Source organism: Paracoccus sp. UBA889 (assembly GCA_002294185.1).
Lineage (GTDB): Bacteria > Pseudomonadota > Alphaproteobacteria > Rhodobacterales > Rhodobacteraceae > Paracoccus.
Window position 1 is genome coordinate 26,552 of record DBFD01000075.1, and the last position, 25,254, is coordinate 51,805.

A 25,254-nucleotide genomic window follows, 5' to 3' on the forward strand; every position below is an offset into this window, starting at 1 on the left:
GGCCAAGCCGCCCGATCCATTCCTCATGCGCATGGACCCTGCCCTGCCTCCAAGACGCCCGGGACTTCTGGGAATGCTGCGGTCGAACTTTCTGGCCGGGCTGGTCGTGGTCGCGCCGATCGGGATCACGGTCTGGCTGATCTGGACGCTGACCGGCTGGATGGACAGCTGGGTCCTGCCGATGGTGCCGCCGCGCTGGCGACCCGAGAATTACATCGGCATCCCGCTGCGCGGGGTCGGCGTCGTCTTCTTTTTGCTGTTCACGGTGCTGATCGGCTGGGTCGCCAAGGGCTGGGTCGGTCGCGCGCTGCTGCGCACCGGCGAGCGGATCGTGGCCCGGATGCCCATCGTGCGATCCGTCTATGGTGCGGTGAAACAGATCGCCGAGACGATCCTGTCGCAGGACGAGGCCCGGTTCGACCGCGCCTGCATGATCGAATATCCGCGAAAGGGCCTGTGGGCCCTGGGCTTTGTCGCCGGGCCGGCCAAGGGCGAATTGGTCAGCCGCACCGCCGATGACCTGATTGCCGTCTTCGTGCCGACGACGCCCAACCCGACCTCTGGCTTCCTGATCTACGTCCCGGCCAGCGACGTCACGATCCTGTCGATGTCGGTCGAGGATGCGGCCAAGCTGATCATCTCGGCCGGGCTGGTCTATCCGGCGCAGTCGTCCAAGACCACGCCGCGCGAGGACAGGGCGGGCGACAGGAACGGCTAGGTCACCGACTCATAAGCGCGCAACCAGATGCGTGTTGCGGCAAGTTTGACGAGTGCGAGGAAGTTGGCGTCGTGTTTCTCGTATCGGGTCGCTATCGCCCTGTAATGCTTGAGCTTTGAGAAGAACCGTTCGATCCGGTTGCGACGGCGGTAGGTGTTCTTGTCCAGCGGCGGCGGGGCGGAGCGTCGTGGGATCTGTCTGATGACTGCTTTCGCGCCAACCCGCGCGAGATGATCGCGCAACCGATTGCTGTCCTAGGCCGCGTCCGCGAGCAGGGTCTGGCCCGATCCGATCGTGCCCAGCATGTCGTCGGCAGACCGACCGTCATGGGCATGCCCGGCGGTCAGCTTGAGGGTGATCGGCAGGCCCTGGGCATCGGTGACGGCGTGGATCTTGGTCGTCAGGCCGCCCCGCGAGCGCCCCATGCAGACGGCTCGAAAGTCACCCACACCGGCGGGGCCGGCGGGCGCTTTGCCCCCGTTTTTGCGTTGGCTCCGTGCTGGTGGACGCGGATCGAGGACCTGTCCACCGACTGTTCCGAACCTTCGTAAGCCGCTGACACAGCTTCGAATATCCGATCCCATACACCCAGACGCGCCCAACGGACAAAGCGGTTATAACACGTGGTGTAGGGGCCATGGCGCTCGGGGATGTCGGCCCAGGGAGAACCGGTCCGGAGCCGCCAGTAGATGCCGTTCAGGACCCGACGATCATCGACCCGCGCAACCCCGCGCGGCTTGTTCGGCAAAAGTGGCGCGATGACAGACCACTCGAAATCGGTCAATTGGTAGCGACGTTGGGACAAGCTGCTCTCCTCTTTGCAAGGAATGAATCAGCAAAGCTCAAACGCCGCTAGTCATTTATGAGTGCATGACCTAGCCCACGACCTCGGATCCCGCGAACAGCGCCCGCAGATCGACCGTGTCGCGATCGCCCAGGGCATCGCCATGTTCATCGAGAAATCCGTCGGCGGCGGCCTGTCCAGCCTCTTTCATCCGCGCCAGAAGGCCGGGCGCGGGCATCATCTTGGACCGCGCGGTCAGGTCATTCATCAGCGTGTCGTCCAGGATCATGTGGATCAGCGGATTGGCCATGACGCGATCGTGCAGCCGATCCTCCTGGTGCAGCTTCTTGACGAAGTTGATGGCGCGAAGCTGCGCCATCAGCGACGAGTTGAAGCTGATCTCGTTGACCCGATCGGCGATCTCGACCGGTGTCTTCGGCACCCCGTCGCGCATCAGCGGATTGATGTTGACGATCACGATGTCACGCGGAAAGCGCGGCTGATAGAATGGAAACAGCGCCGGATTGCCGGTGAAGCCGCCATCCCAGAACGCATCCAGCTTGCCAGTGGCCGGATCGCGGATCTCGACCGCGCGGAACAGGTTCGGCAGGCAGGCCGATGCCATCACCGCGTCGGGCGTCACCGCCTCGCCGGTAAAGACCCGGATGCGACCGGTGCGGACATTGGTGGCGGCGACGAACAGTTCGGGGCCCCGCCTGTTGCCGAAATCGCGATGCGGCAATTCGCGCAACACCGGCCCCAGCGGATTGACGTAGAAAGGTCCGTAATCATAGGGGCTGAAAATGCGGGTCAGATTGTCCAGCCATGCGGCGGGCGAGAACATCTCGGTCAGGCGGTGCATTCCGCGCGGCATCGGCATCAGCGAATTCATCCAGCGAACCAGGCGGTTGTCGGAAAGCTGCCCGACCTCGGACCACAGGTAGTCCAGGTTGCGCCGGGCGGCGAGCCTGCCGGCGGGTCCCGAATGCGCCGACAGGCCGGCCTTGAGCGCGGCCCCGTTCAGCGCCCCGGCCGAGGTGCCGCTGATCCCCGCGATGCGCAGCCAATCCTCGTCCAGCAGCCGGTCCAGGACGCCCCAGGCGAAGGCCCCATGGGCGCCTCCGCCCTGAAGGGCCAGATTGATGCTTGTCTCTTTCATGCCACGATCCGCCATTTCGCACCCGCAGCATAACCAAGCCCGATCCCGGCGCAAGTCCGGCCTTGTCCGGCCGGATTGGCTGCCGCCACCGCCGCAATCCCTGCCGTGAAGGCCGGGTCATCCGCGCGACGGCCATGGATCGGGGCCGCCAGCCAGCCACGCGATCCGGCCAGCGGGGGGCCGCCGCGCTCAGCAATAGGCTTGCGGTCCGTTGGACATGGCGGGACCGTAGCGCGCGCCGTGCGCCCAGCCGACCGGCAGGATCTGGTCGATCCGGGCGATCTGATCCGGCGTCAGATCCAGCGTCGCGCCAAGGGCGTTGGCGCGCATGTGATCGGGACTGCGCGATCCGGGCAGCGCGATGACATGCGGTCCGCGCGACAAGAGCCAGGCAATCGCGAGGCTTGCCGGATCATGGCCGATATCGCGAGCGAAGTCCTGAAACGCTCGCAGCCTGACCAGATTATGCGGCCAGTTCTCGGCCGAAAAGCGCGGCATCGCCTGCCTCAGATCGGTCTTGCCGAATGTCGCGGGATCGGGGATGGCGCCGGACAACACGCCGCGTCCCAAGGCCGAAAACGCGACAAGGGCCGCATCGCCGCGACCCGTCGCCTGCAACATCCCCAGTTCCACCTGCCGCGTCCACAGCGAATATTCCGACTGCACCGCCGCGACCGGCCCCACCGCCCGCGCCCTCTGCAATGTCGCGGGCGAAACCTCGGACAATCCCACGGCACCGATCTTGCCCTCGTCGCGGAACCGCAGCAACACCTGCATCACCTCCTCGATGGGGCGCGCGACTTCGTGGCGGTGCAAGTAATAGAGATCGATCCGCTCGACCCCCAGCCGCCGCAGCGAATCTTCCAGCGCCTGCCGCATGTGGTCCGCGGAATTGTCGAAAGGGTGATCGGGATTGCGGGTGATCCCGCATTTGCTGGCCAGAACGACCCGGTGGCGGTGATGCTTGAGAAACCGCGACAGCAAATCCTCGGCCCGGCCCATTCCGTAGACATTCGACGTGTCGAAATGATCGACGCCCAGGTCCAGACATTCCGCCATGCAGCGCAGGGCCTGATCCTGTGTCGTCTCGCCATAGGTGCCGCAGAAATTCATCGTCCCAAGGGCCACCGCCCCCACCATCGGACCATTCTGCCCCAGTTGCCGCTTCTGCATCCGCATCCCCCGCCTTGTCGCGCCGCGATCAAACCCTGACGCCGGGGCGGCCGCAAGCCGCGCGAAGGCTTCTTTCGGCCTGATCCCGGCGAAGCGCGGCTTCGACGCCGGCGGGATCAATCGTCGGACTGCGCCTCGGCCCGGGTCTTGCCCGCGACATCCAGCGCCAGCGTCGCCGCCATGAAGGCGTCCAGATCGCCGTCCAGAACGCCCTGTGTGTCGCTGGTCTCTTCCGAGGTGCGCAGATCCTTGACCATCTGGTAGGGATGCAGCACGTAGGAGCGGATCTGATTGCCCCAGCCGGCCTCGCCCTTGGCCGCGTGCTGGGCGTTGACCTCGGCGTTGCGACGATCCAGTTCCATCTGATACAACCGCGCCTTCAGCGCTGCCATGGCGTTGGCGCGGTTCTGGTGCTGCGATTTTTCCGAACTGGTCACGACGATCCCGGTCGGCAGGTGGGTGATCCGCACCGCCGAGTCGGTCGTGTTCACATGCTGCCCGCCCGCGCCCGAGGACCGATAGGTGTCGATGCGGATTTCGTTGTCGGGCACGGTGATCTCGATATTGTCGTCCACGACCGGATAGACCCAGACCGACGAGAACGAGGTATGCCGCCTGGCCGCGCTGTCATAGGGGCTGATGCGGACCAGCCGGTGCACGCCGCTTTCGGATTTCAGCCAGCCATAGGCGTTGCGCCCGCTGATCTTGTAGGCGGCGCTTCGGATGCCCGCCTCGTCGCCGCCGGTCTCGGACAGAAGGTCGACCTCATAGCCCTTCTTCTCGGCCCAGCGGACATACATCCGCGCCAGCATCGCGGCCCAGTCGCAGCTTTCCGTGCCGCCCGCGCCTGCGTTGATTTCCAGAAAGGTGTCATTGCCATCCGCCTCGCCGTTCAGCAGCGCCTCAAGCTCTTTCTGCCGGGCCAGTTCGGCCAGCGATTTCAGGTTCGCCTCGGCCTCGGCGACCAGATCGGCATCGCCCTCTGCCTCGGCCAGTTCGACCATCTCTGCATTCGCCGACAGATCGCCCTCGATCCGGCGATAGGTCTCGATCGCATCGGACAGGGCCTGCCGCTCGCGCATCAGCTTCTGCGCGCGCGCCGGATCGGACCACAGATCGCCATCCTCGATCATGGCGTTCATCTCTTCCAGACGGTGCGGCGCGGTCTGCCAGTCCAGCCGCTGGCCCAGCAGGCTCAGCGATCTGCGGATCGTGTCGATTGTGGACTGCGTCTCGGCGCGCATGGCAGAACCCCCTGGAATTCAGGCGCGACAGATAACGCGGGGGCGGGACGGGAACAAGTGGCCGGGCCTTCAGCGCGCGAGGCGCAGCGGAATCAGCCCGCGCAGCGCGTTGCCACAAAAGAGATCGCCCCGGTGCAGATCATCCGCGTGCAGGACGGCCTCATGGGCGCGGCCCGAAGACAGCAGCGATGCGCGCAGCACACCGGGCAGCAGCCCGCAGGACAAGGGCGGGGTCAGCAGCCGATCGCCCCGACGCAGGAAGATGCTGGTGATCGTGCCCTCGCAGACCTGGCCGCGTTCATTGAGCAGGACCGCCTCGTCGCAGCCCGCGGGCATCGCCCGGCGCGCCGCATCATAGGCCGGGCGGTGCGAGGACTTGATCCGCAGCCACGGATCGGCGCTGTCCAGCCGGATATCCGAGACGACCGCCCGCCAGAAATCCGGGTTCGGCGCCAGCGGCTGATGCGTCAGCCCGGTCCCCGACGCATCGACGGTCAGGCGCAGGCGCAGCACGCCACGACGCGGGATCCCTGCCAGCCGCGCCGCCAGCGCATCTTCGTCCACGGCAAAACCGACGGCCGCGCAATCGCGCCGCATCCGGTCCCGATGCAGGGACCACAGCGCGATGCGGCCATCCTCGGCCCGCATCGTCTCGATCACGCTCAGCTTTTCGGGGACAGGTCGAGGAATGCGGATTTGCAAAGAGCTTCCTCCCATTCGGAACCGGCGCGGCTGTCATGGGTGATGCCGCCGCCGACATTCAGCCGCAACAGGCCCGGTTGCGTCATGACCGGCGATCGGATGGCGACGCTGAAACGCATCGGCCCGGCCGGATCGACCCAGCCGATGGCGCCACAATAGACATCGCGCGGCGCCCGTTCCAGCTCGGCGATGATCTGCATCGCGCGGATCTTCGGCGCGCCCGTGACCGAGCCGCAGGGAAACAGCGCGCACAGGATATCGGTCAGGCTGGTGCCGGGCGCAAGCCGGCCCGCCACGGTCGAGGTCATCTGATGCAGCGTCGCATAGGGCTCGATCCGGAACAGGTCCGGGACATGGACGCTGCCCGGCAGGCAAACCCGGCTGATGTCGTTGCGCAAAAGGTCCACGATCATCAGGTTCTCGGCCCGGTCCTTCTCCGAGCCGGCCAGACGGGCCGCGGCCTGCGCATCCCCGGCCGGGGTCGCGCCGCGCGGGGCCGTGCCCTTCATCGGTCGCGTCTCGATCCGGCCCGCGGCATCGGCGGCAAAGAACAGCTCCGGGCTGCGCGACAGCACCACCGGCCCGCCCAGATCGACAAAGGCCCCCTCGCCCACCGGCTGCCGCGCGGCCAGCGCCGAATACAGCGCCAGCGGATCGCCCGTCGCCCGCGCCTCCATCGGGAAGGTCAGGTTGACCTGATAGCAATCGCCCGCCTCGATATAGCGATGGGTCGCAGCGATCGCCCGGTCATAGCGATCCCGCGACCACAAGGGCCGCGGCGCGCCGATCGCCCCGCCGGGGGCGGGCAAAGGCAGTGCCGGGCGCGGGCCGTCGAACACGCCGATCAGGATCAGCGGCATGGCGCGGCCCGCAGGCATCAGCGGCGCCAGTTTCGGATCCAGGACATAGCCCAGCTCATAAGAGAAATACCCCGCCAACCAACGGCCGCGCGCCCGCGCGGATTCGATGGCGGCGAGGGCCGGGATCACGCCCGCCGCCGTATCGGCGCGGATCACGGCTTGCGGGGCCTCGAAGATCGTCCCGCCCGGCAAGGGACCGTGATCGAAGCGGATCACCTTGCCGCCCTGGCCTTCTGGGCCAGATCGCGGGCGATGCCGAAGGCCCCCTTGATGCGGTCCGCATCCGAGGACCAGTCGCGGCGGATGACGATCTTGTTGCCGTCCACCTTTGCCTGTCCGTGCTGATCGGTCAGGAATTCGACCAGCCCGGCCGGATTGGGGAACTTGTCGTCATGGAACTGCACCGTGGCGCCCTTGGGCCCCGCATCCAGGCGCGCGATACAGGCACGTTTCGCCATCGCCTTGATGCGAATGACCAGAAGCAGCGTGTTCACCTCGCGCGGAAGCGCCCCGAAACGGTCGATCAGCTCGGCCGCGAAGCCTTCCAGCTCGACCTTGGTGGTCAGGCTGGCGAGGCGGCGATAGAGGCCCAGCCGCACGTCGAGATCGGGAACATAGCTTTCGGGGATCGTCACCGGCACACCCAGGTTCAGCGTCGGCGCCCATTCGTCCTCGGGCGTGCCCTCGATCTCGCCCGACTTCAGCTTGGCGATGGTTTCCTCCAGCATCTGCTGGTAGAGTTCGAAGCCGACCTCCCTGATATGGCCGGATTGTTCCTCGCCCAGCAGATTGCCCGCCCCACGCAGATCCAGATCCTGAGAGGCGATGTTGAACCCCGCGCCCAGGCCGTCGATCGCACCCAGGAATTTCAGCCGCCGCAGCGCCTGCGGGGTCAGCGGCGCGCGCGGCGTGGTCGTCAGATAGCAATAGGCGCGGGTCTTGGATCGCCCGACGCGCCCCCGGATCTGATACAGTTGCGCCAGCCCGAACATGTCCGCCCGCCAGACGATCATCGTGTTTGCAGTCGGGATATCCAGCCCCGATTCCACGATGCTCGTGGCCAGCAGCACATCATGGCTGCCGTCGTAGAAGGCGTTCATCCGCTGATCCAGATCGCCGGCGGCAAGCTGGCCATGGGCGACGATGAAGCGGATTTCGGGCACGTTTTCGGCCAGCCAATGTTCGACATCGGGCAGGTCCGACAGGCGCGGCACGACGAAAAAGCTTTGCCCGCCGCGATATTTCTCGCGCAGCAGCGCCTCGCGGATGGTCACGCTGTCGAATTCGCTGACATAGGTGCGGATCGCAAGCCGGTCGACCGGCGGCGTGCCGATCACCGACAGGTCGCGCACGCCCGTCAGCGACAATTGCAAGGTGCGCGGGATCGGCGTGGCGGTCAGGGTCAGGACATGGATGTCGCTGCGCAGTTCCTTCAGCCGTTCCTTGTGGGCGACGCCGAAATGCTGTTCCTCGTCGATGATCAGCAAACCCAGCCGCTTGAACCGCACCCCCTTGGCCAGCACCGCATGGGTGCCCACCACGATATCGACGCTGCCATCGGACAGCCCCTCGCGGGTCTTCGCGGCATCCTTCGCACCGACAAAACGCGACAGCGGGCGGACGACGATCGCACTGCCCCGGAAACGGTCCGCGAAGGTCCTGAAATGCTGCCGCGCCAGCAGCGTGGTCGGCGCGACCACCGCCACCTGCATTCCCTGGCTTGCGGCGATGAAGGCCGCGCGCATCGCGACCTCGGTCTTGCCGAAGCCCACATCGCCGACGATCAGCCGGTCCATCGGCCGGCCCGCGGCCAGATCCGCGGCCACGTCCTCGATTGCGGCCTGCTGGTCGTCCGTCTCGCTATAGGGGAAACGCGCGGCAAAGGCCTGCCAATCGTGGTCCTCGGGCTCCAGCACCGGGGCGGGACGCAGCAGGCGTTCGGCGGCCACGCGCATCAGCTTGTCCGCGATCAGCTTGATCCGTTCTTTCAGTTTCGCCTTGCGGGCCTGCCACGCGCCGCCGCCCAGACGGTCCAGCAGACCTTCCTCGTGGCCATAGCGCGACAGCAATTCGATATTCTCGACCGGCAGGAACAGCCGGTCCCCGCCCGCATATTCCAGCGCCACGCAATCATGCGGCACGCCGGCGGCCTTGATCGTCTCAAGCCCGGTATAGCGCCCGATGCCATGTTCGACATGGACGACCAGATCGCCGGGCGTCAGGCTGGTCGTGTCTTGCAAGAAATTCTCGGCCTTGCGGCGTTTTTTCGCGCCCCGGATCAGCCTGTCGCCCAGCACGTCCTGTTCCGAAATCACGGCGATCGGCCCAAGCGCCCGACCTTCGGCCACGAAACCCTCGTCCAGCGGCCACACCGCCAGCCCGAGCGCACCGGCGCTTTCCGGCAGATCACGAATATCGCCGATCTCCCTGGCGCCGGTCAGTCCCTCATCGGCCAGCAGGCCGGCCAGACGGTCCCGCGCGCCATCCGAAAAACTGGCCACGATCACACGATGATCTTTCGATAATGCCTTTATATGATCGGCCAGAACCTTGAACAGGTTGAGATTTTCAGACTGGCGTTCCGGCGCGAAATTGCGCCCGGGACGGCCGCCGGCATCCAGAATGCCCGGCCCGGGCGGCTGCGCCAGCACCGACAGGCGCAGCACCCGGTGCGCGTCCAGCCAGCCGGCCCATTCCGTCTCGGGCGGAAAGATCAGATCGGGGGGCACGGGCTTGTAGACCGTGTCGCTGCGCCCCTTGGCCGCCAGCGCGGCGCGGCGGGCCTCGAATTGTTCGCGGATCATCTCGCGCCGCGCAAGGGCCACCTGCCCCAGATGGTCGTCCAGAACGACGGATGCGGCGGGCAGATAGTCGAACAGGCTTTCCATCCGGTCGTGGAACCAGGGCAGCCAATGTTCCATTCCGGCCATCTTGCGGCCGGCGCTGACGCCTTCATACAGCGGATCGCTGGTGCCGCCGCCATATTCTGCGCGGTAACTCTGTCGAAACCGGGTGATCGACGGCTCGTCCAGGATCACCTCGGACATGGGCGCAATCTCGACCCGGCTCAGCTTTTCGGTGGTCCGCTGGGTTTCGGGGTCGAACCGGCGCGCGCCGTCCAGCACATCGCCGAACAGGTCCAGCCGGACGGGACCGGATTCGCCGGGCGGAAAGATGTCGATGATGCCGCCCCGGACTGCGTAATCGCCCGGCTCGGTCACCGTTGGCGATTGCACGAACCCCATCCGGACCAGGAAGTCGCGCAAGGCGGCCTCGTCGATTCGCTGACCGACGCGGGCCGAGAAACTGGCCCCCGCCACCAGATCTCGCGGCGGCACCCGCTGCATCGCGGCGTTCAGCGTGGTCAGCAGCACGAAAGGCCCCCTGATCGCGCCCTGCGCCAACCCCGCCAGCGTCGCCATCCGTGCCGCCTGAAGATCGGCCGATGGCGAGATCCGGTCATAGGGCGTTGTGTCCCAGGCCGGAAAGTCCAGCACCGGCAGGGCGGGCGCAAGGAAGGCCAGGGCCGCGCGCATCGCCTGCATCCGGCGGTCGTCGCGGGCGATGTGGATCACGGCCGCGCCAGTGCCGGATTGCGCGGCCTCGCGGGCGATCAGGGCGGCATCATAGCCCTCGGGGGCGCCGGAAAGGGTCAGTTGTTCGGACATGGCCCGTCAGGTAAAGCGCCGCGCCGCGGAGTCAAGCGTCACAGCCCGTTGGGGTGAACCAGCGCCCAGAGCGCGCCCCAAAGCGCGGTCGCCGCGACCGACACGACCGACAGCAGAAGGACCAGGCGGCGGTGCCGGTTCATCAGCCGGACCGCCCCGGCGGCGACATCTGCGATGGGGGTCTCGCCCGCCTGCCCTGCCTGCAACAGCGGGATCAGCCGCCGCGCCAAGCGGACGCGCATCCAGAACAGCGCCATGAACGGCGCCATCAGCAGCGCCAAAGCCTGCGCCATCTCCAGCCCGTAGCCAAAGCCCAGAATGGCCAGCGAAGTCAGCAGAAACGTGGTCACGCCCGACACGATCGCGCCCTCGCGCCTGCCAAGCTGCCATCGCGGCAGGGTCAGCGACAGCCAGTCCAGCAGCGTGATCGCGGCCAGCCCTTCTTCGGAGGCATCGCGGACCGAAGCGCGACGGGCAGCGGCCAGCACCTCGACCGGGACGCCGATCACGTTGCGGCCGGTGGCCGACCACATCCCGACCAGAGCCAGCCAGAACCAGATGGACCCGAAAGAGCGGCTGTCGAGAAAGCTGATCAATCCGTCGAATTGCGGCACGTCCGCGCCTTCCTTGTCCTTGGCTGCGCGCGACCTTAGAACGGGCGCGCGGGAAGGGAAAGCAGTTGCCTTTCCCGGCCGCCGCCGCGAAAGGACCCCGCCATGGCCAGCCCGATCATCGCCCCCTTCCCCGCTTCGCGCCTGCGCCGCCTGCGCCGAACGCCCGGCCTTCGCGCCATGGTCGCCGAGACCAACCTGACATCCGCCAACCTGATCTGGCCGATCTTCGTCACCGAGGTCGCCGGCGCCGAGGGCGAGATCGCATCCATGCCCGGGGTCGAGCGGCTGACACTGGACGGCGCGCGGCGCGCTGCGGAACGCGCCGCCCGCCTGGGCATTCCGGCGATCTGCATCTTTCCCCATTCGGATCAGGACCTGAAGACGGAAAGCTGCGAACGCGCCTGGGATCCCGACAATATCGGCAACCGCGCGATCCGCGCGGTCAAGGAGGCGGTACCCGATCTTGCCGTGATGACCGATATCGCACTGGATCCTTATAACGCCAATGGCCATGACGGCATCGTCGTGGATGGCGAGATCCTGAACGACGAAACGGTCGAGGCGCTGGTCAGGATGGCACTGGTCCAGGCCGAGGCCGGGGCCGACATCCTGGGTCCTTCAGACATGATGGACGGCCGGATCCGCGCGCTGCGCACGGCGCTGGAGGCGCAGGGCCACAAGAACGTGGCGATCCTGTCCTATGCGGCGAAATTCGCCAGCGCCTTCTATGGTCCGTTCCGCGATGCGGTGGGCGCCACGGGACGGCTGGTCGGCGACAAGAAGACCTATCAGGTCAATCCCGCCAACCGGGGCGAGGCGATGCGCTGCGTGGCTCGCGATCTGGCCGAGGGCGCGGATATGGTGATGGTCAAGCCGGGCATGCCCTATCTGGATATCTGCCGCGCGGTAAAGGACGAATTCGGCGCGCCGACCTTTGCCTATCAGGTCAGCGGCGAATACGCGATGCTGGAGGCCGCGATCCGAAACGGCTGGCTGTCGCGCGAGGCGATGCGGGAAAGCCTGCTGTGTTTTCGCCGCGCCGGCTGCGACGGCATCCTGACCTATTTCGCGCCCCAGATGGCCGAACTGGCCGCGCAAGCGGGCTGATCGGCGGAAATCCGGCGCACGGCCGGACATCCGCCCGAATCCGCCACCTTGTGCAGTGCGGCGATGACAGGGCGCGGCGAATGGCATAGGCTTGCGGCGAAGGCCGCGCCATGACGGCCATAATGCGACGAGGCAAGAGACAATGACAACCATGCACTTGATGACGCGCCGCACCCTGCTGCTGAGCGCGGGCGCGGTTCTGGCCACGGCCACGCTGGGCGGCTGCAGCAATGCGGTGGGCACGGATGCGGCCGCACAACTGGATGCGCGTGTCGATGCGACCCGACAATATCTGCTGCAGACCTATCCCGCCGCCGCGCCGATGGTCGAGAATGCGCGCGGTGTGCTTTACATGCCGCTGATGACCGAGGCCGCGCTTGGCGTCGGCGGCGCCTATGGCCAGGGCGCGCTGCGGATCGGCGATGCGACGGTGGATTACTATTCCGCGACGCAGGCCAGCGTCGGCTTTCAGGCCGGCGCGCAGCAATACGCCCATGTTCTGATCTTCCAGACCGACGCGGCGCTGGCCGCTTTCCGCGCCGCTCCGGGCTGGGTCGCGGGCGCCGATGCCTATTACGCGGTGCCCGCCGGGGGCATGTCGCTGGGGGCCGATACGATCACCGCGCAATATCCGGTCGTGGCGATGATCTTCGGCCAGTCCGGGCTGATCGCCGGTGCCGCGATCGACGGGACGAAATACAGCCGCATCATTCCCTCGGCCCTGCTGACGATGGCCAATCGCAACATGCCGTCGCTGGGGCTGCCGCCGGGCTGATCGACCGGCAGGGACGGAATCGGGCGACCTGCGGGGCGTGAAGGATCACGCCGCTGTCAGGTGCCGCAACCCACGGGTGACGTCGGCGCGCACCGCCAGCCGCAAGGCGGGTTCATCGCCGGCGCGCAGCGCGGCCAGGATCATGCGGTGATGGCGCGGCGGCTCCTGCCGTTTCACCCGGCCATAGAGCGCCCGCATGGTCGGCCCCAGTTGCAGCCAGATCGTCTCCAGCATGGCCAGCATCGCCGGGGCCTGCGCGCGCAGATACAGCATCCGGTGAAAATCCAGGTTGCAGCGGATGTAACCCACCGAATCGTGGCGTTCGACGGCATCGGCGATGCGAGCATTCATCTGTGCCAACCGGTCGATCAGCGCAAGATGCGCCCTCGGCAGGGCGCGGGCCGCCAGTTCCGGCTCGATCAGGGCGCGCAGGGCGGCAAGTTCCTCGATCCGGTCATCCGACAGCGCCGGCGTGGTGACGCGGCCCGAGCCCGACAGACTCAGCGCGCCCTCGGCCACAAGGCGCCGCACCGCCTCGCGCGCGGGGGTCATCGACAGATGGTATTCCTGCGCGATTCCGCGCAGGGTCAGCGGCTTGCCGGGCGGCAATTCGCCCAGCATGATCCGGCTGCGGAGGCTGCGATAAAGCCGCTCATGCGCGGCGGGGTCGGACGATCGGGACGGGGTCATGCGCGCCTTGTGATCACAAATGCGCCGCCCGTCAATCCCGCCCGGCAGGCCGATCAGACCGAATCGAAGCGCCAGATCAGCAGATCGCCGCCATGACGCCGCAGCCAGGCCCGACAGGTCCCGTAACCGGGCTTCAGCGCCTCGACCGCGGCCCAGAACCGGGGCGAGTGATCCATATGCGCCAGATGCGCGACTTCGTGGGCGGCGACGTAATCCAGCACCTCGGGCGGGGCCATCGCCAGCCGCCACGAGAACATGATCCGTCCGTCCGAGGTGCAACTGCCCCAGCGTGATCGTGTGTCACGCAGGACGATGGCGCGGAACGGCCTGCCCAGCCGCGCGGCATGGCGGTCGCAGGCCGATCCCAGACGCTGATGGGCCAGATGTTTCACGAAGGCTTGAACGACGGGTCCGGCCGGTCGGTTGGCAGGCAGCATCAGGCGATCGCCCTCGATCCGGGCAAGACGGGTCTGTGCAGGGGTCAGGATCAGTCTCCGGCCCTCGATCGGAAAGGCCGTCCCGATCTGAACCCGCTGAGGCTGCGGCACGCGCCCGCTGGCCCCGCGCAGCCAGTCGAGCCGCGATTCCAAGAAGGCGCGCCCCTCGGCCTCGGGGATGTGACTGGGCAGCGTCAGCACCGGCGCACCACCATCGCGCGGCACCCGCAGAATCATGCGCCGCGCCCGCGCCGAGCGGCGCAGAAGGACGTGCAGGCCGTCCTCGATCCGGATGCTTGCGGCCATGTCCCGCCCCTTCTGCCCGACCGGCCGGCGCGCAGCTTGCAACGCCGCGCGGGGCCTGTCAGAAAAGCCTTTGACACCCCTCTGGCGCTGTGGCAGGGGGACCACCGATTTCCCTAAACGCGGCGGAAGGAGAATGCCATGCCCAAAGAGGAATGGGGCACGAAACGCCTGTGCCCGCATTGCGCAACGCGCTTTTACGATTTGCAGAACGATCCGATGACCTGTCCGGCCTGCGGGGCCCAGTTCACGCTGGAAAGCCTGACCGATGGACGCGGCAAGACGCTGGTTCCGGAAAAGGCCGCCTCGCGCGACACGAGCGAGGCCGCCGAGGAAGAGGACGACATCGACAGCGACAGCGGCGATCTGGACGACGACCTGCTGGAAGAGGAGGACGACGACGGCGACGTGTCGCTGGACGATATCGCCGACGTCTCGGACGACGACGAGGACTGATGCGATTGCGGGGGCCGGCTGCGGGGCCGGCCCTTCTTGCCCTGCCCCGACCAAGGATATCCCGATGGCCCTCAACGCCTATGCGCCGCTGATGCGCAGCGTTCTGCGCATTGTCAGCGCGCTGACGTTCTTCGCCCATGGCACACAGAAGATTCTCGGCTTCCCGGCCAGCAACCTGAATCCCCCTGCCCTCTCGCTTCCCTGGATTTCGGGCATCATGGAGCTGGTTGGCGGCGCGCTGCTGATCGTCGGATTGTTCACCCGTCCGGTGGCCTTTCTGCTGTCCGGCCTGATGGCGGTCGCCTACTGGATCGCCCATGCGCCGCAGGGTCCGTTTCCGGCCCTGAACGGGGGCGATCCGGCGATCCTGTATTCCTTCGTATTCCTCTACCTGGTCTTCGCCGGCCCCGGCCCGCTCAGCGCGGATGCGGTTCTGGGTCGTGACAAATAGTCGTTCAGGGCGATCGAACACGCGCAGGACGGGATCTTGCATCCCGTCCTTTTCCCTGTCGCGGCCTGCCACCGGATTACCTCGGGATTTCGGACCGGCCCGGCGAATTTTCCACTTGCACCCTCTTCGGCGCGCCCCTATAGACCGCCCCACGCAAGCGCAAAGCAGCGCCCGCGCAGACCTCCGGTGGGGCCATAGCTCAGTTGGTAGAGCGCTTGAATGGCATTCAAGAGGTCAGGGGTTCGACTCCCCTTGGCTCCACCAGGTTTTCCCGAAAATGATACCTGCCAGATCGTCTCGACTTTTTGTCACAACGATGAACAAGGCAGCCGCGTCTAGTCCGGGATCATCGGTATCTGACTGAACAGAGGCGCATCTTTTTTTCCATCCTTGCGGCGAACGGCAAGTCCGAGCCCCTGTTTTCAGGCACAACACTGACGCCGATTGACCCCTTCCCGAAAATCGTGCCGTGATAGTCAGGTGTTGACCTAATATGTTCCGCCCGCCTAGTTCTGGCTGATGGCCAACTTTGATACCGTGATCGAAACAACATTCAGCGCACTTTCCGACCCGACGCGGTGCGCAGTGGTGAAAGCCCTCAGCCAAGGACCGGCGGCGGTCTCGAAGCTGGCACAGCCCTTCGACATGGCCTTGCCATCCTTTACACAGCACTTGGCAGTTCTGGAGGACGCTGGGCTTATCTCATCGGAACGGCAGGGACGAACGCGCATCTGTTCTCTTGATCCAGATGCACTTCGCAGGGCTGAAGATTGGCTGGCAACATACCGCCGGCAGGCAGAAGAACGCCTCGATCGTCTTGAGGCACATCCGGACCAGCAAAAGAAGGATAATCCCGATGACTGAAAAAGTCAGAAGCACAGCAAAGGATTGGTCATCGGCCCCGCTTGATCGTGAAATCGTCATCACCCGCGTGGTAGACGCGGATCGCGCAACTGTCTGTGCGGCGTGGACGGATCCCGAACAGATCGTGAAATGGTTCGGGCCGGAGGGTTTCAGATGCAAGACTCATGAAATCGACATCCGGACGGGCGGCGTGTGGCGGTTCGACATGACCTCACCTGATGGCACGAACTTCTCGAACAGGATGGATTTCGTCCGCGTCGAAGCTCCGGACCTGATCGAGGCGGTCCATGGCAAGGACGAAGCCAACGATCCGGATCGGTTCCGTCTGCTTGTAACCTTTGATGAGCAGGAAAACGGAAAATCGGTCGTTACCCTGCGACAGATCCATCCGACGCCGGAACGCCGGAACACCGTCATTGCCTTTGGCGCCGTCGAACTTGGTGGTCAGACCCTCTCGAAACTGGCTGCACAAGTCGAAAGCCGGTGACTGACTGGCAAAATCGGACGTGAACCGTCAGATGCCCCGCATCCGTGCAAATCGGCGATGCTGCCTGCGAAACCCTTTGCCGGCGATGGAAAAGCGACCGGTCAGGCCCCGGCCTCGATCCGCTGGCTGCGGCGACGCAGGGCCATGGTGACAAGCGGTATGACCCAGATCAGGATCGTGAAGGCGCCCAGGGCGCCCGAGACGGGGCGATCAAAGAACCCCACGATACCGCCATCGGACTTGATCACTGTCGCCATGAAATTGTCCTCGAGCATCGGGCCGATGACGATGCCCAGGATGGCCGGCGCGATCGGGAAGCCGTTTTCCTCCATGAGAAAGCCAAGAACCCCCAGCACCAGCATCACGGCGATGCCGAAGACGCTGTTGGTGATGGCGAACGAGCCGACGATGCAGAACAGCAGGATCACCGGCATCAGCAACCGCGCCGGGGTCTGAACGACGAACCTGGCGCCGCGGATCGCGAAATAGCCCAGCACCAGCAGCAAAAGATTGGACAGGAAGAAGGTCAGGAAAATGGCATAGGTCAGGTCGGCCTGCTGGACGAAGACCATCGGACCGGGGGTGATGCCCTTCATGAAAAGGACGCCGACCGCGATGGCGGTCACGGAATCCCCCGGAATGCCGAAGACCAGCGCGGGGATCCAGACACCGCTGAGCGCCGCATTGTTGGCGGCGCCCGCCGAGGCAAGTCCCTCCGGATGACCGGTGCCGAACTTCGCGGGCGTCCGAGAGATCTTCTTGGCCATGGCATAGGCAACCCAGGCAGCGATATCGGCGCCGGCGCCAGGCAGGATGCCGATAACGGTTCCGATCAGGCTGCCCGAAACCAGATGCCGCTTGTTTTCGCGCACCATCTTCCACTGACCGCCATAGACGGTGGAATTGGATTTGGGTGCGGAACTGGTCTGGTGCGACGCGTTCATGGAAAAGCGCAGTATTTCGGTCACGGCGAACATGCCGATCATTGCCGGAATGAAACTGACCCCGCCCATCAGGTCGACCGATCCGAAGGTGAAACGCGGGTAACCGCCGGTCACATCGATGCCAATGGTCGAGATGAAAAGACCGATCAGCAGTGACACCAGCCCCTTGATCGGCGAGCCGCGCGAAATGATGACAGAGCAGCTAAGCCCCAGAACTGCCAGCCAGAAATACTCTACCGTGCTGAACTGAAATGCGAATTCGGCAAGGAAGGGCGCCCCGAGGGTCAGGATGATGGCGCCCACGAAGCCGCCGAAGACCGAACTGACCAGCCCGATCCCAAGCGCCCGCTCGGCCTCTCCGCGCAAGGTCATCTGATAGGCGTCATCGACATAGGCGGCCGAGGCTGGGGTTCCGGGGATGCGCAGCATCGCGCCGGGAATGTCTCCGGCAAAGATCGCCATGGCGACGGCGCTGACGATAGAGGCGATCGCCGGCAGCGGATCCATGAAGAAGGTAAGCGGCACCAGAAGGGCCGTGGCCATCGTGGCCGAAAGCCCCGGAATCGCCCCGACAAACAGGCCGAAAAGCGACGAGGCGATGATGACGCCAAGCACCGAAGGATCGGCGATCATGGTGAAAGCGTTGAGAATGTTGTCCATGACGTGCCCCTTGTCGACCTACCAGGCGACCGATTGCAGGATGCCCCACGGCAGAGGCACCAGAAAGACCTTGCTGAACAGGGTGTGGATCGCCAGCGATGCCGTTACCGACACCAGGACCGAGGTCATCACGTCCACCCGCAGCGACAGCAGGAATGCCAGAAGCATCGCGATGCTGAGGACAGGAAACCCGATCACGTCCAGCAGCGGGATGAAGCTTGCCGTTCCCAGCAGCACGATCGCCACCCGGATCAGACGGCGGTGGTCGGAAATCCAGTCGCCCGGTTCGGCCAGTTTTGGCCGCGGCCTCGCGATCATGTCTTTCACGATGAGAACGAGCGAGCAGAGGATGAGGCCCGAGGCCACGATCATGGGCAACAGGCCTGAACCGATGGACAATCCCGGGATCAACGGAAAGCGGCTGGCTTCCACCAGGATGGCTGTCGCAAACAGCAACAGCACGAAACCTGTCAAACGGTCACTGATCTTCATGTCGTCTCCCGCAAGTTACCCCGATTTCCGACGATGATCCCTGCCGGATCGTCCGGGCGGTAATCAGTCCGCCCGGGCGGCGTACCGGTCGCGGCCGGTGGCGCGAGGGTCGGGGATGATCCGGCGCAACGGCCTGTGGCCGATGCGCCGGGCTGGCTATTTGGCGAGGCCGGCGGCCTTCATGACCATGCCGTTGGCAGCATCGGCATCGGCCATGAATTTGCCGAATCCCGGTCCGTCCAGCCAGACCTTGCCGAAACCGCGTTCCGCCATGAAGGCGGTGAATTCTTCGGATTTCCAGGCAGCTTCCAGCGCGGTCGAAAGCCTGGCGACGACATCGTCGGGCAAGCCGGCGGGCCCGGCCAGGCCACGCCAGGTGGAAACCGTCAGATCAATTCCGGTCTCTGATTTTACGGTCGGCAGATCGGGCACGTCGGCAAGCGGTTCGTCCCCCATCACCGCAAGCGACTTGACCTTGCCGGCCGAAATCAGCGAGGCGGCCTCGGGATAGGAGGATGCGACGATGTCGACGCCGCCCGACACCAGGTCCTGCAGGCCCGCGGCCGCGCCCTTGGATGGCACCCAGGGCACCGTGTCCGGAGCAAGGCCGCTTTCGACCAGCAGACCGGCCATGGCAAGGTGCCAGATGCCGCCCTGACCGGTTCCCGAAGCCTTCATCTTGCCCGGATCGGCCTTGGCGGCCTCGAGAAAGGCCGGAAGCGTATCGAATTCGGAATCGGCGCGAACGTGGAAGGCGGCCGGGTCCGCATTGAACAGCCCGATCGGAGTATAATCCGAATAATCCAGATCGGTCAGGCCCGCGTGCCGCATCATGGCGATCTCGACGGTCACGGTGCCGATCGTATAGCCGTCGGGCTGCGCGTTGGCGATTGCCGAATGGCCGACAACGCCCGATCCGCCGTCACGGTTGACCACGTTCACGGGAACCCCGAGTTCCTGTTCCATCAGCCCGGCAAGCATCCGGCTGGTGGCGTCGGTGCCGCCGCCGGCGCCCCAGGGCACGATCCAGGTGATCGGCCGCTCGGGATATTCCGCGAGGGCGGACTCGGACAGAACAAACGTTCCGGCGGCAAACGCGGCCGCGCCGAGGCCGAGAGTGAAGAAATTGCGAAGCATGAACATCCTCCTTACATGCATTTGATTGTGACCTATCCGCGCTCTTCGGTGCGGTTCCGGTCGTGAACGAAGCGACATGGCGCTTCGAAACTTGATCCTATGACGGCTTTCCGGCTTTTCGACCTCACGTTAGCGATCTTCTTCGGACCGTGTCATGGCCGGGCCGCGGCGAGCGGCGGGAAGAATAGTGCATATCGCCGTCCCTCCTGTCTCGATCCGTTTCAACGGAACGCGCCCGGCATCAGGGTTCGCGGCAGCCAGAGCGCCAGTTCCGGCACCAGAATGATCAGCAGCAGGATCAGCAGCATCGGCATCAGGATGATGACGACATCCCGCATCACCTGCGCGACGTTCATTCCGCCTATCGCGGCCGAGATCAGCAGACAGAGCCCATAGGGCGGCGTCACCAGTCCGAAGGCCAGCGAGACGATCCCGATGATCGCGAAAACGACCGGGTGGATATCGGCCGCGGCCGCCACCGGCAGCAGCACGGTGCCCAGGATGATGATGGTGGGAATCGCATCGATGAACAGGCCGAAGAACAGGAACAGGGCGGCAATGACGATCGCGGTTCCGAAAGTGCCGAACTGCAGGCTGGTCATGCCCTCCACGATCAGCCGGGGCACGTTGAAGAAGGCCAGCATCCAGCCGAATGCGGAGGCGGTGCCGATCGCGAACAGCGAGATCGAGGCGAACCGCCCGGTCTCGTAGAAGATGCCACCCAGATCGCGCAGCGAAACCGTGCGATAGACGAACATCCCCAGGATCAGGGCATAGGCCGCGGCGATGATGGCGCTTTCGGTCGGTGTCACGATGCCGCCGACGATGCCGCCGATCACCAGAATCGGCGTCAGCATCGCCAGCGCCGCACCCTTCAGCGCGTGCCAGAACTCGGACCAGTTGGGGCGGCCCGCCCTGGGGTAGTTGCGGACCTTGGCATAGGCATAGACCGTCCCCATCAGCGCCAGGCCGATCAACAGGCCGGGGATGGCGCCAGCCAGGAACAGCGCCCCGACAGAAACCTGCATCACCCCGCCCCAGACCACCATCAGGATGCTGGGCGGGATGATGACGCCCATCACCGACGAACAGGCCGTGATGGCGATGGCAAAGCGGGTATCGTAGCCTTCCCTGACCATTGCCGGGATCAGGATCCTGCCGCAGCCGGCCGCATCGGCGGTCGACGATCCCGAAATGCCGGCAAACAGCATCGACACCGCCACATTCACATGTCCAAGCCCGCCGGGCATCCAGCCTGTCAATACTCTGGCCAGTTCGATCAGCCGGTCGGTGATCTTGCCCGAATTCATCAGATTGGCGGCCAGCAGGAAGAACGGCACCGCCAGCAGGACGAACGAATTATAGGACTGAAACATCCGGTCCAGAACGATGAACGGCGTCAGACGGATATCCAGAAGCACGATCGGAACCGTGGCGATGCCAAGCGCGAAGGCCACGGGCACGCGGATCAGGACAAGAAGCAGAAACCCGCCAACCAGGACGGCGCTGGCCAAACCTGTAGACACGATCATGACGTGACCTTTCGCGATGCGCGATAATTGCTGAAAGTCTCGGCCAGGCGGTAGAATGCGAAGATCGCCCAGACCGCGCCGGCGATCGGCACCGAAATGAAGGTGACAAGCTTGTTGGCCTGCATCATCACGGATCGCTGCAAGGCGCCGAACCTCGCATATTCAAGACCGTACCAGGCGAAAAGCAGGGCGAAGCAGCCGATCAGCAGGAACACGACGCCCTGCTGCAGAAAGATTGTCAGCGGGCGGCTTGCGTCGGGCGTCACCCGGACATCGAAATGGGTGCCTTCCCAGACCGCGATCATCGACCCGATCATGACCACCCAGACGAAGATGAAGGTGGCGAGTTCCTCGGTCCACAGATAGACCGGGATCATGCCGGTATATCGCGCGATAACCTGCATTCCGACCGGAATGGCCAGTATCGCCGTCATTGCGCCCAGCAGGATGCGCAGCACCTGGCAAAATCCTTCAAGCATCCGTTTCACGCCGTCTTCTCCCCCCTGCCCTCGCGGCCTGTCCCGCGCTTTGAAAAGCGCGTTGCGGACGATGCCGCCGCGAGGGCGTTCCAGCTGTTCGGACCCCGATCACATGCCGCGGATGGCGGTCAGCAAATCGGTCGCACCCAGGCTTTCGGCATAGGCATCCTGCACCGGAACCACCATTTTCAGCAGTTCGTCGCGACCTTCGAATTCCAGGACGGTCAGTTGGCCGGCATCGACCATTTCCTGCAGTTTCTCTGCATCCTCGCGGGATTCCAGTTCGCGTCCGAAGGCTCCGGCCTCGTCGCCGGCTTCCAGGACGGCGGCCTGCAAATCCTCGGGCAGATTGCGGAAAGTCTTGCCGCTCATCACGATCGGGCGGACGGTGATCGCGTGGCGAGTCAGCGTCAGATAGGGCGCGACCTCATAGAACTTGAGGTTCTGGATGCTCGCAGCCTCGTTCTCGAACCCGGCGATGACGCCGGTCTGGATGGCGTTGTAGACCTCGTTATAGGCAATCGCCGAGGGCGCGGCGGTCAGCGCCGAAAAGATCTGGGCCTGGATCGGGGCCCCCATGACGCGCATCTTGAAGCCGTTCAGTTCTTCCAGATTCTGGATCGGCGCGTTCGAGATGATGTTGCGCACCCCGCCCCCGGTATAGCCGATCACCATGATGTCGGCCTTTTCCAGAAGCTCGTCTTCCAGCGGCTTCAGGACATCGCTGGACAAGACCGCCTCCCACTGGGCCTGGTCGCGAAACAGGAACGGCATGTCCATCAGCGGGATGGACGGCGCGAAAGTCGCCATGTTCGACGGCGCCATGATCGTGTAGTCGATCGCGACACCCTGCTGCAGGAACGTCACGTAGTCGGCTTCGACCCCCAGTTCGCCGTTCAGGCGCAGGTCGAATGTGACGTCGCCGTCATATTTTTCGTTCACCAGTTCGGCAAAACGGCGCATCGTCTTGGTGAAAGCATGGTTCTCATCGAACATGCTGGCACCGCGCAGCGTGATCTCCTGCGCGCTGGCGGCCGAAACCGTGGCCACGAATGCACAGGCAAGGCCGACGCCACGCAGCAGCGTTCCGGCGGAAAAGTGGTTTGTCATGTGTTCCTCCTCGAAAATTCCGGGGCGCGAGTCCGTTGGCCCGGCGCGGCAGGTCGAAGCTTCAGTCAGGGCTGAACGGATCGACCAGACTGCCGTATTGATTCGGACTCCCCCTCCCCATCTTTGCACTAGCATGTTGTCTTCTAGTATACCAGATCAATCTTGCCGAATGGTCCTGCTGATCGACGGGTCGGGACGTTGATTGTGCAACGCCCTTCAGCCCCCTTGCCAAAAGCGGAAGGATGGGACGATCGGGCCTGACGGCTACGGCAAAGCCTGTTGCCCGACCCTGTCTCCGCGACGGTCCGGCACATGGGCGCGGCCCGTCCCTGCCTCAGGAGAACAGCATCCCGCCATTGATGTCGACATTGGCTCCGGTGATGAAACCGGCTTCGTCACTGACCAGGAAATACACCAGATTGGCGACATCTTCCGATGTCCCCTGGCGCCTGACCGGCGATGCCGCCTCGACGTTGCGACGCACCTCGTCCTTGGTGTGGATGTTGTGAAAATCGGTGTCGATCATGCCGGGGCAAAGCGCATTGACGCGAATCTTCGGACCAAGTTCCTTGGCAAGACCGCGCGTCATCGTCATCACCGCGCCCTTCGACGCGCCATAGGCCACCGAACCCGGCCCGCCGCCGTCGCGCCCGGCCTGGCTTGCAAGGTTGACGATCGAACCGGATTTCAGGTGCGGCAGGCAGGACTTGATCATCAGGAATGTGCTCGTCACATTCAGGTCCATGACTGCCTGCCAATGCTCCAGCGACATTTCCGGAATGGTCTTGCGCGCGATCAGACCGCCGGTGTTGTTGACCAGGATGTCGATGCCGCCAAATTCTTCCAGGGTTCGCTTCACCAGCGCATCCGCGCCGTCCCGGGTGGTCAGGTCGCCGCAAAGCGCGAAAGCCTTGCCGCCCCTGGAACGAATTTCTTCGACCGCGCTGTCCGCCCCGGCGCTGCTGGAGAAGTAGTTGATTGCGACCATCGCGCCTTCTTCGGCAAGACGCATGGCGCAAGCGCGCCCGATGTCGCGACCTCCGCCGGTCACGATAGCGGTTTTTCCCTTGAGCGTCATGTCTGGTCCTTCTCTTACGTTTCTGTCTGTCTGTCCGGGCGGCAACACGCCGCCGGGTCAGGCCGTTGGCCGATCCTCGCAGTCAGGACTTTGAAATACCGCGATCCGCGCCCGGACATCAGCTTCCTCCCCCTGTGCGACGCCTCCATCTGTCGCCTGTGAACCGGCAAGCCGATTCGCTGTCGTGTCTTTCTGGTATACTAGTAATCTTTGTGGTATACTAGATGAGAGTAAGGTAGGGTCATTCGACGGGTGGAACCCTTGAAAAACAAGGCAACAGCCCGATGGGTCATCGAGTTCGCCGACGAAGTTGGCGTTTACCCATGGACGCCACCAACCCGATGGTGTGCCTTCGCGTCGAGGCTTCGAATGAACACAGGATGGAGATGAGGCGATGGTGCAGCCAAGCCATTTGAGTGAGCGGCGGACAAGCGTCGATGACATTTTCGACTATCTCCACGACGAAATCCTGTCGTTGCGCCTGCGGCCCGGTGACAAGATCTCCGAGGCAGAGATCGCGTCGCGATTTGGCGTCTCGCGTCAGCCCGTGCGCGATGCATTCAGCCGTCTCGCGAACCTTGATCTTCTTTTGATCCGCCCGCAGCGGGCAACGGAAGTCAGGCGATTTTCGTCCCGAGAGATCGAGAAATCGCGTTTCATCCGCGCGGCGGTCGAAAAGGAAGTCCTGCGACGGGCGGCACAACATTGCGAAGCCGAGGGTGCCGCGCAGCTCGACGCAGCGCTTGCCAGCCAGGAAAAGGCGATCCGGGACAGCGACGTCGAGGGTTTCGGCGCGCTCGACTATGAATTTCACAAGACGCTTTGCGCCATCGGCCGGGCAGACTTCGCCTTCGATGTCATCATGAGCGAGAAATCCAAGGTGGATCGGCTGTGTACGTTGGGCCTTTCGAAAGAGGATCGCATGCCCCATCTGGTGGCGGATCACCGCGGCATCGCAGAGGCGGTCAAGAACCATGATGCCGAAAAGGCCGTCGAGATCGGCGTGCTGCACCTGTCGCGGCTGGACGACACGATCGCGCGGATCTCGGCAACCAACGCGAATTACTTCGAGCCGGAAGAAACCTGAAATTGCTCTGACCTGCCGGGGACGAATTCGGTCCGGAAGACCCAGGAAAAAACCGGCCCATGACGGGGCCGGTCAAGTTGCGCGTGCAGGGGACAGATTCGGCGCACAGGCGCGGCGCCGTCGCAACGCGGGGCAGAAACGGAAATCAGGCTTGCAGGATCGCGGGCAGCCACAGCACGATGCCCGTGGTGACGGACAGGGCGACAACGCCAAGAAGATCGGACAGAAACTCGCGGGTCATGG

24 protein-coding genes, 1 tRNA gene and 1 pseudogene are annotated in these 25,254 nt (G+C 64.7%); 9 read left to right on the forward strand and 17 right to left on the reverse strand.

Annotation, left to right across the window (positions count from 1 at the left end; translation table 11 throughout):
- Positions 1 to 73: 73 nt before the first annotated feature.
- Positions 74 to 718: a DUF502 domain-containing protein gene (locus B4L36_RS15200; RefSeq protein ID WP_292958896.1), complete on the forward strand. Its 645-nt coding sequence runs from the start codon at positions 74 to 76 to the stop codon at positions 716 to 718.
- On the opposite strand, the pseudogene B4L36_RS15205 reads toward B4L36_RS15200, so the two are convergent.
- The 8 genes and pseudogenes from B4L36_RS15205 to B4L36_RS15240 all read right to left on the reverse strand — a co-directional run bounded on the left by B4L36_RS15205 (position 715) and on the right by B4L36_RS15240 (position 10,922).
- Positions 715 to 1,523, reverse strand: a pseudogene (locus B4L36_RS15205) (IS5 family transposase). The gene B4L36_RS15200 and the pseudogene B4L36_RS15205 sit on opposite strands and share 4 nt — an antisense overlap.
- A gap of 70 nt (positions 1,524 to 1,593) precedes the next feature.
- Positions 1,594 to 2,661, reverse strand: coding sequence for a patatin-like phospholipase family protein (locus B4L36_RS15210; protein WP_292958898.1), 1,068 nt, complete (start codon positions 2,659 to 2,661; stop codon positions 1,594 to 1,596).
- A 189-nt stretch (positions 2,662 to 2,850) separates the two neighbouring features.
- A complete protein-coding gene (locus B4L36_RS15215; protein ID WP_292958900.1) occupies positions 2,851 to 3,840 on the reverse strand; it encodes an aldo/keto reductase in 990 nt (329 codons plus the stop codon).
- Between the two features lie 110 nt (positions 3,841 to 3,950).
- The gene (gene prfB / locus B4L36_RS15220) at positions 3,951 to 5,078 is read right to left on the reverse strand and encodes a peptide chain release factor 2 (protein ID WP_292958902.1); all 1,128 of its coding nucleotides are present in this window, start codon (positions 5,076 to 5,078) and stop codon (positions 3,951 to 3,953) included.
- A gap of 69 nt (positions 5,079 to 5,147) precedes the next feature.
- Positions 5,148 to 5,738, reverse strand: a complete 591-nt coding sequence (locus B4L36_RS15225; RefSeq protein WP_292958904.1) for an aminotransferase class IV — start codon at positions 5,736 to 5,738, stop codon at positions 5,148 to 5,150.
- A gap of 2 nt (positions 5,739 to 5,740) precedes the next feature.
- Positions 5,741 to 6,856 (reverse strand): aminodeoxychorismate synthase component I, encoded by a 1,116-nt coding sequence (locus B4L36_RS15230; protein WP_335662088.1) that lies wholly within the window; start codon positions 6,854 to 6,856, stop codon positions 5,741 to 5,743.
- Positions 6,853 to 10,308: a transcription-repair coupling factor gene (gene mfd / locus B4L36_RS15235; RefSeq protein ID WP_292958906.1), complete on the reverse strand. Its 3,456-nt coding sequence runs from the start codon at positions 10,306 to 10,308 to the stop codon at positions 6,853 to 6,855. Before mfd ends, B4L36_RS15230 begins: the two co-directional genes overlap by 4 nt.
- A 38-nt stretch (positions 10,309 to 10,346) precedes the next feature.
- Complete coding sequence (locus B4L36_RS15240) at positions 10,347 to 10,922, reverse strand: hypothetical protein (RefSeq protein WP_292958908.1); 576 nt, start codon at positions 10,920 to 10,922, stop codon at positions 10,347 to 10,349.
- 102 nt (positions 10,923 to 11,024) lie between these two features.
- On the opposite strand from B4L36_RS15240, the gene hemB reads away from it, so the two are divergent.
- Both hemB and B4L36_RS15250 read left to right on the forward strand, forming a co-directional pair.
- Positions 11,025 to 12,029 carry a porphobilinogen synthase gene (hemB, locus tag B4L36_RS15245; protein ID WP_292958910.1) on the forward strand — a complete coding sequence of 335 codons (1,005 nt, stop codon included), beginning with the start codon at positions 11,025 to 11,027 and terminating at the stop codon, positions 12,027 to 12,029.
- Positions 12,030 to 12,180: 151 nt separating this feature from the next.
- Complete coding sequence (locus B4L36_RS15250; RefSeq protein WP_292958949.1) at positions 12,181 to 12,804, forward strand: YSC84-related protein; 624 nt, start codon at positions 12,181 to 12,183, stop codon at positions 12,802 to 12,804.
- 45 nt (positions 12,805 to 12,849) lie between these two features.
- Here the strand turns inward: B4L36_RS15250 and B4L36_RS15255 are convergent, their stop codons facing one another.
- Positions 12,850 to 13,494 carry a GntR family transcriptional regulator gene (locus B4L36_RS15255; protein WP_292958912.1) on the reverse strand — a complete coding sequence of 215 codons (645 nt, stop codon included), beginning with the start codon at positions 13,492 to 13,494 and terminating at the stop codon, positions 12,850 to 12,852.
- Between the two features lie 53 nt (positions 13,495 to 13,547).
- On the reverse strand, positions 13,548 to 14,237 hold the full coding sequence (locus tag B4L36_RS15260) for a M48 family metallopeptidase (RefSeq protein ID WP_292958914.1): 690 nt from the start codon (positions 14,235 to 14,237) through the stop codon (positions 13,548 to 13,550).
- A gap of 138 nt (positions 14,238 to 14,375) precedes the next feature.
- Here B4L36_RS15260 and B4L36_RS15265 point away from each other — a divergent pair, with 138 nt between their 5' ends.
- The 5 genes from B4L36_RS15265 to B4L36_RS15285 all read left to right on the forward strand — a co-directional run bounded on the left by B4L36_RS15265 (position 14,376) and on the right by B4L36_RS15285 (position 16,492).
- A complete protein-coding gene (locus B4L36_RS15265; protein WP_292958916.1) occupies positions 14,376 to 14,690 on the forward strand; it encodes a TIGR02300 family protein in 315 nt (104 codons plus the stop codon).
- 64 nt (positions 14,691 to 14,754) lie between these two features.
- Positions 14,755 to 15,141: a DoxX family protein gene (locus B4L36_RS15270; protein ID WP_292958918.1), complete on the forward strand. Its 387-nt coding sequence runs from the start codon at positions 14,755 to 14,757 to the stop codon at positions 15,139 to 15,141.
- A 188-nt stretch (positions 15,142 to 15,329) separates the two neighbouring features.
- Positions 15,330 to 15,405: transfer RNA gene (locus B4L36_RS15275), tRNA-Ala, on the forward strand.
- 255 nt (positions 15,406 to 15,660) lie between these two features.
- Positions 15,661 to 16,005, forward strand: a complete 345-nt coding sequence (locus tag B4L36_RS15280) for an ArsR/SmtB family transcription factor (RefSeq protein WP_292958920.1) — start codon at positions 15,661 to 15,663, stop codon at positions 16,003 to 16,005.
- Positions 15,998 to 16,492, forward strand: coding sequence for an SRPBCC family protein (locus B4L36_RS15285; protein WP_292958922.1), 495 nt, complete (start codon positions 15,998 to 16,000; stop codon positions 16,490 to 16,492). Before B4L36_RS15280 ends, B4L36_RS15285 begins: the two co-directional genes overlap by 8 nt.
- 101 nt (positions 16,493 to 16,593) lie before the next feature.
- On the opposite strand, the gene B4L36_RS15290 is transcribed toward B4L36_RS15285, so the two are convergent.
- From B4L36_RS15290 to B4L36_RS15320, 7 genes are all read right to left on the reverse strand, one after another.
- A complete protein-coding gene (locus tag B4L36_RS15290) occupies positions 16,594 to 18,096 on the reverse strand; it encodes a tripartite tricarboxylate transporter permease (RefSeq protein ID WP_292958924.1) in 1,503 nt (500 codons plus the stop codon).
- An 18-nt stretch (positions 18,097 to 18,114) separates the two neighbouring features.
- Positions 18,115 to 18,588 (reverse strand): tripartite tricarboxylate transporter TctB family protein, encoded by a 474-nt coding sequence (locus B4L36_RS15295; RefSeq protein WP_292958926.1) that lies wholly within the window; start codon positions 18,586 to 18,588, stop codon positions 18,115 to 18,117.
- Positions 18,589 to 18,744: 156 nt separating this feature from the next.
- Positions 18,745 to 19,725, reverse strand: a complete 981-nt coding sequence (locus B4L36_RS15300; RefSeq protein ID WP_292958928.1) for a tripartite tricarboxylate transporter substrate binding protein — start codon at positions 19,723 to 19,725, stop codon at positions 18,745 to 18,747.
- A gap of 221 nt (positions 19,726 to 19,946) precedes the next feature.
- Positions 19,947 to 21,257, reverse strand: a complete 1,311-nt coding sequence (locus B4L36_RS15305; protein WP_292958930.1) for a TRAP transporter large permease — start codon at positions 21,255 to 21,257, stop codon at positions 19,947 to 19,949.
- Positions 21,254 to 21,715, reverse strand: coding sequence for a TRAP transporter small permease (locus tag B4L36_RS15310; protein WP_292958932.1), 462 nt, complete (start codon positions 21,713 to 21,715; stop codon positions 21,254 to 21,256). The genes B4L36_RS15305 and B4L36_RS15310 overlap by 4 nt, the downstream gene beginning before the upstream one ends.
- A gap of 129 nt (positions 21,716 to 21,844) precedes the next feature.
- Positions 21,845 to 22,846: a TRAP transporter substrate-binding protein gene (locus B4L36_RS15315; RefSeq protein WP_292958934.1), complete on the reverse strand. Its 1,002-nt coding sequence runs from the start codon at positions 22,844 to 22,846 to the stop codon at positions 21,845 to 21,847.
- Between the two features lie 334 nt (positions 22,847 to 23,180).
- On the reverse strand, positions 23,181 to 23,924 hold the full coding sequence (locus tag B4L36_RS15320) for an SDR family NAD(P)-dependent oxidoreductase (RefSeq protein ID WP_292958935.1): 744 nt from the start codon (positions 23,922 to 23,924) through the stop codon (positions 23,181 to 23,183).
- A 394-nt stretch (positions 23,925 to 24,318) separates the two neighbouring features.
- Here B4L36_RS15320 and B4L36_RS15325 point away from each other — a divergent pair, with 394 nt between their 5' ends.
- Complete coding sequence (locus B4L36_RS15325) at positions 24,319 to 25,011, forward strand: GntR family transcriptional regulator (protein ID WP_292958936.1); 693 nt, start codon at positions 24,319 to 24,321, stop codon at positions 25,009 to 25,011.
- The last annotated feature ends 243 nt before the right edge of the window (positions 25,012 to 25,254 follow it).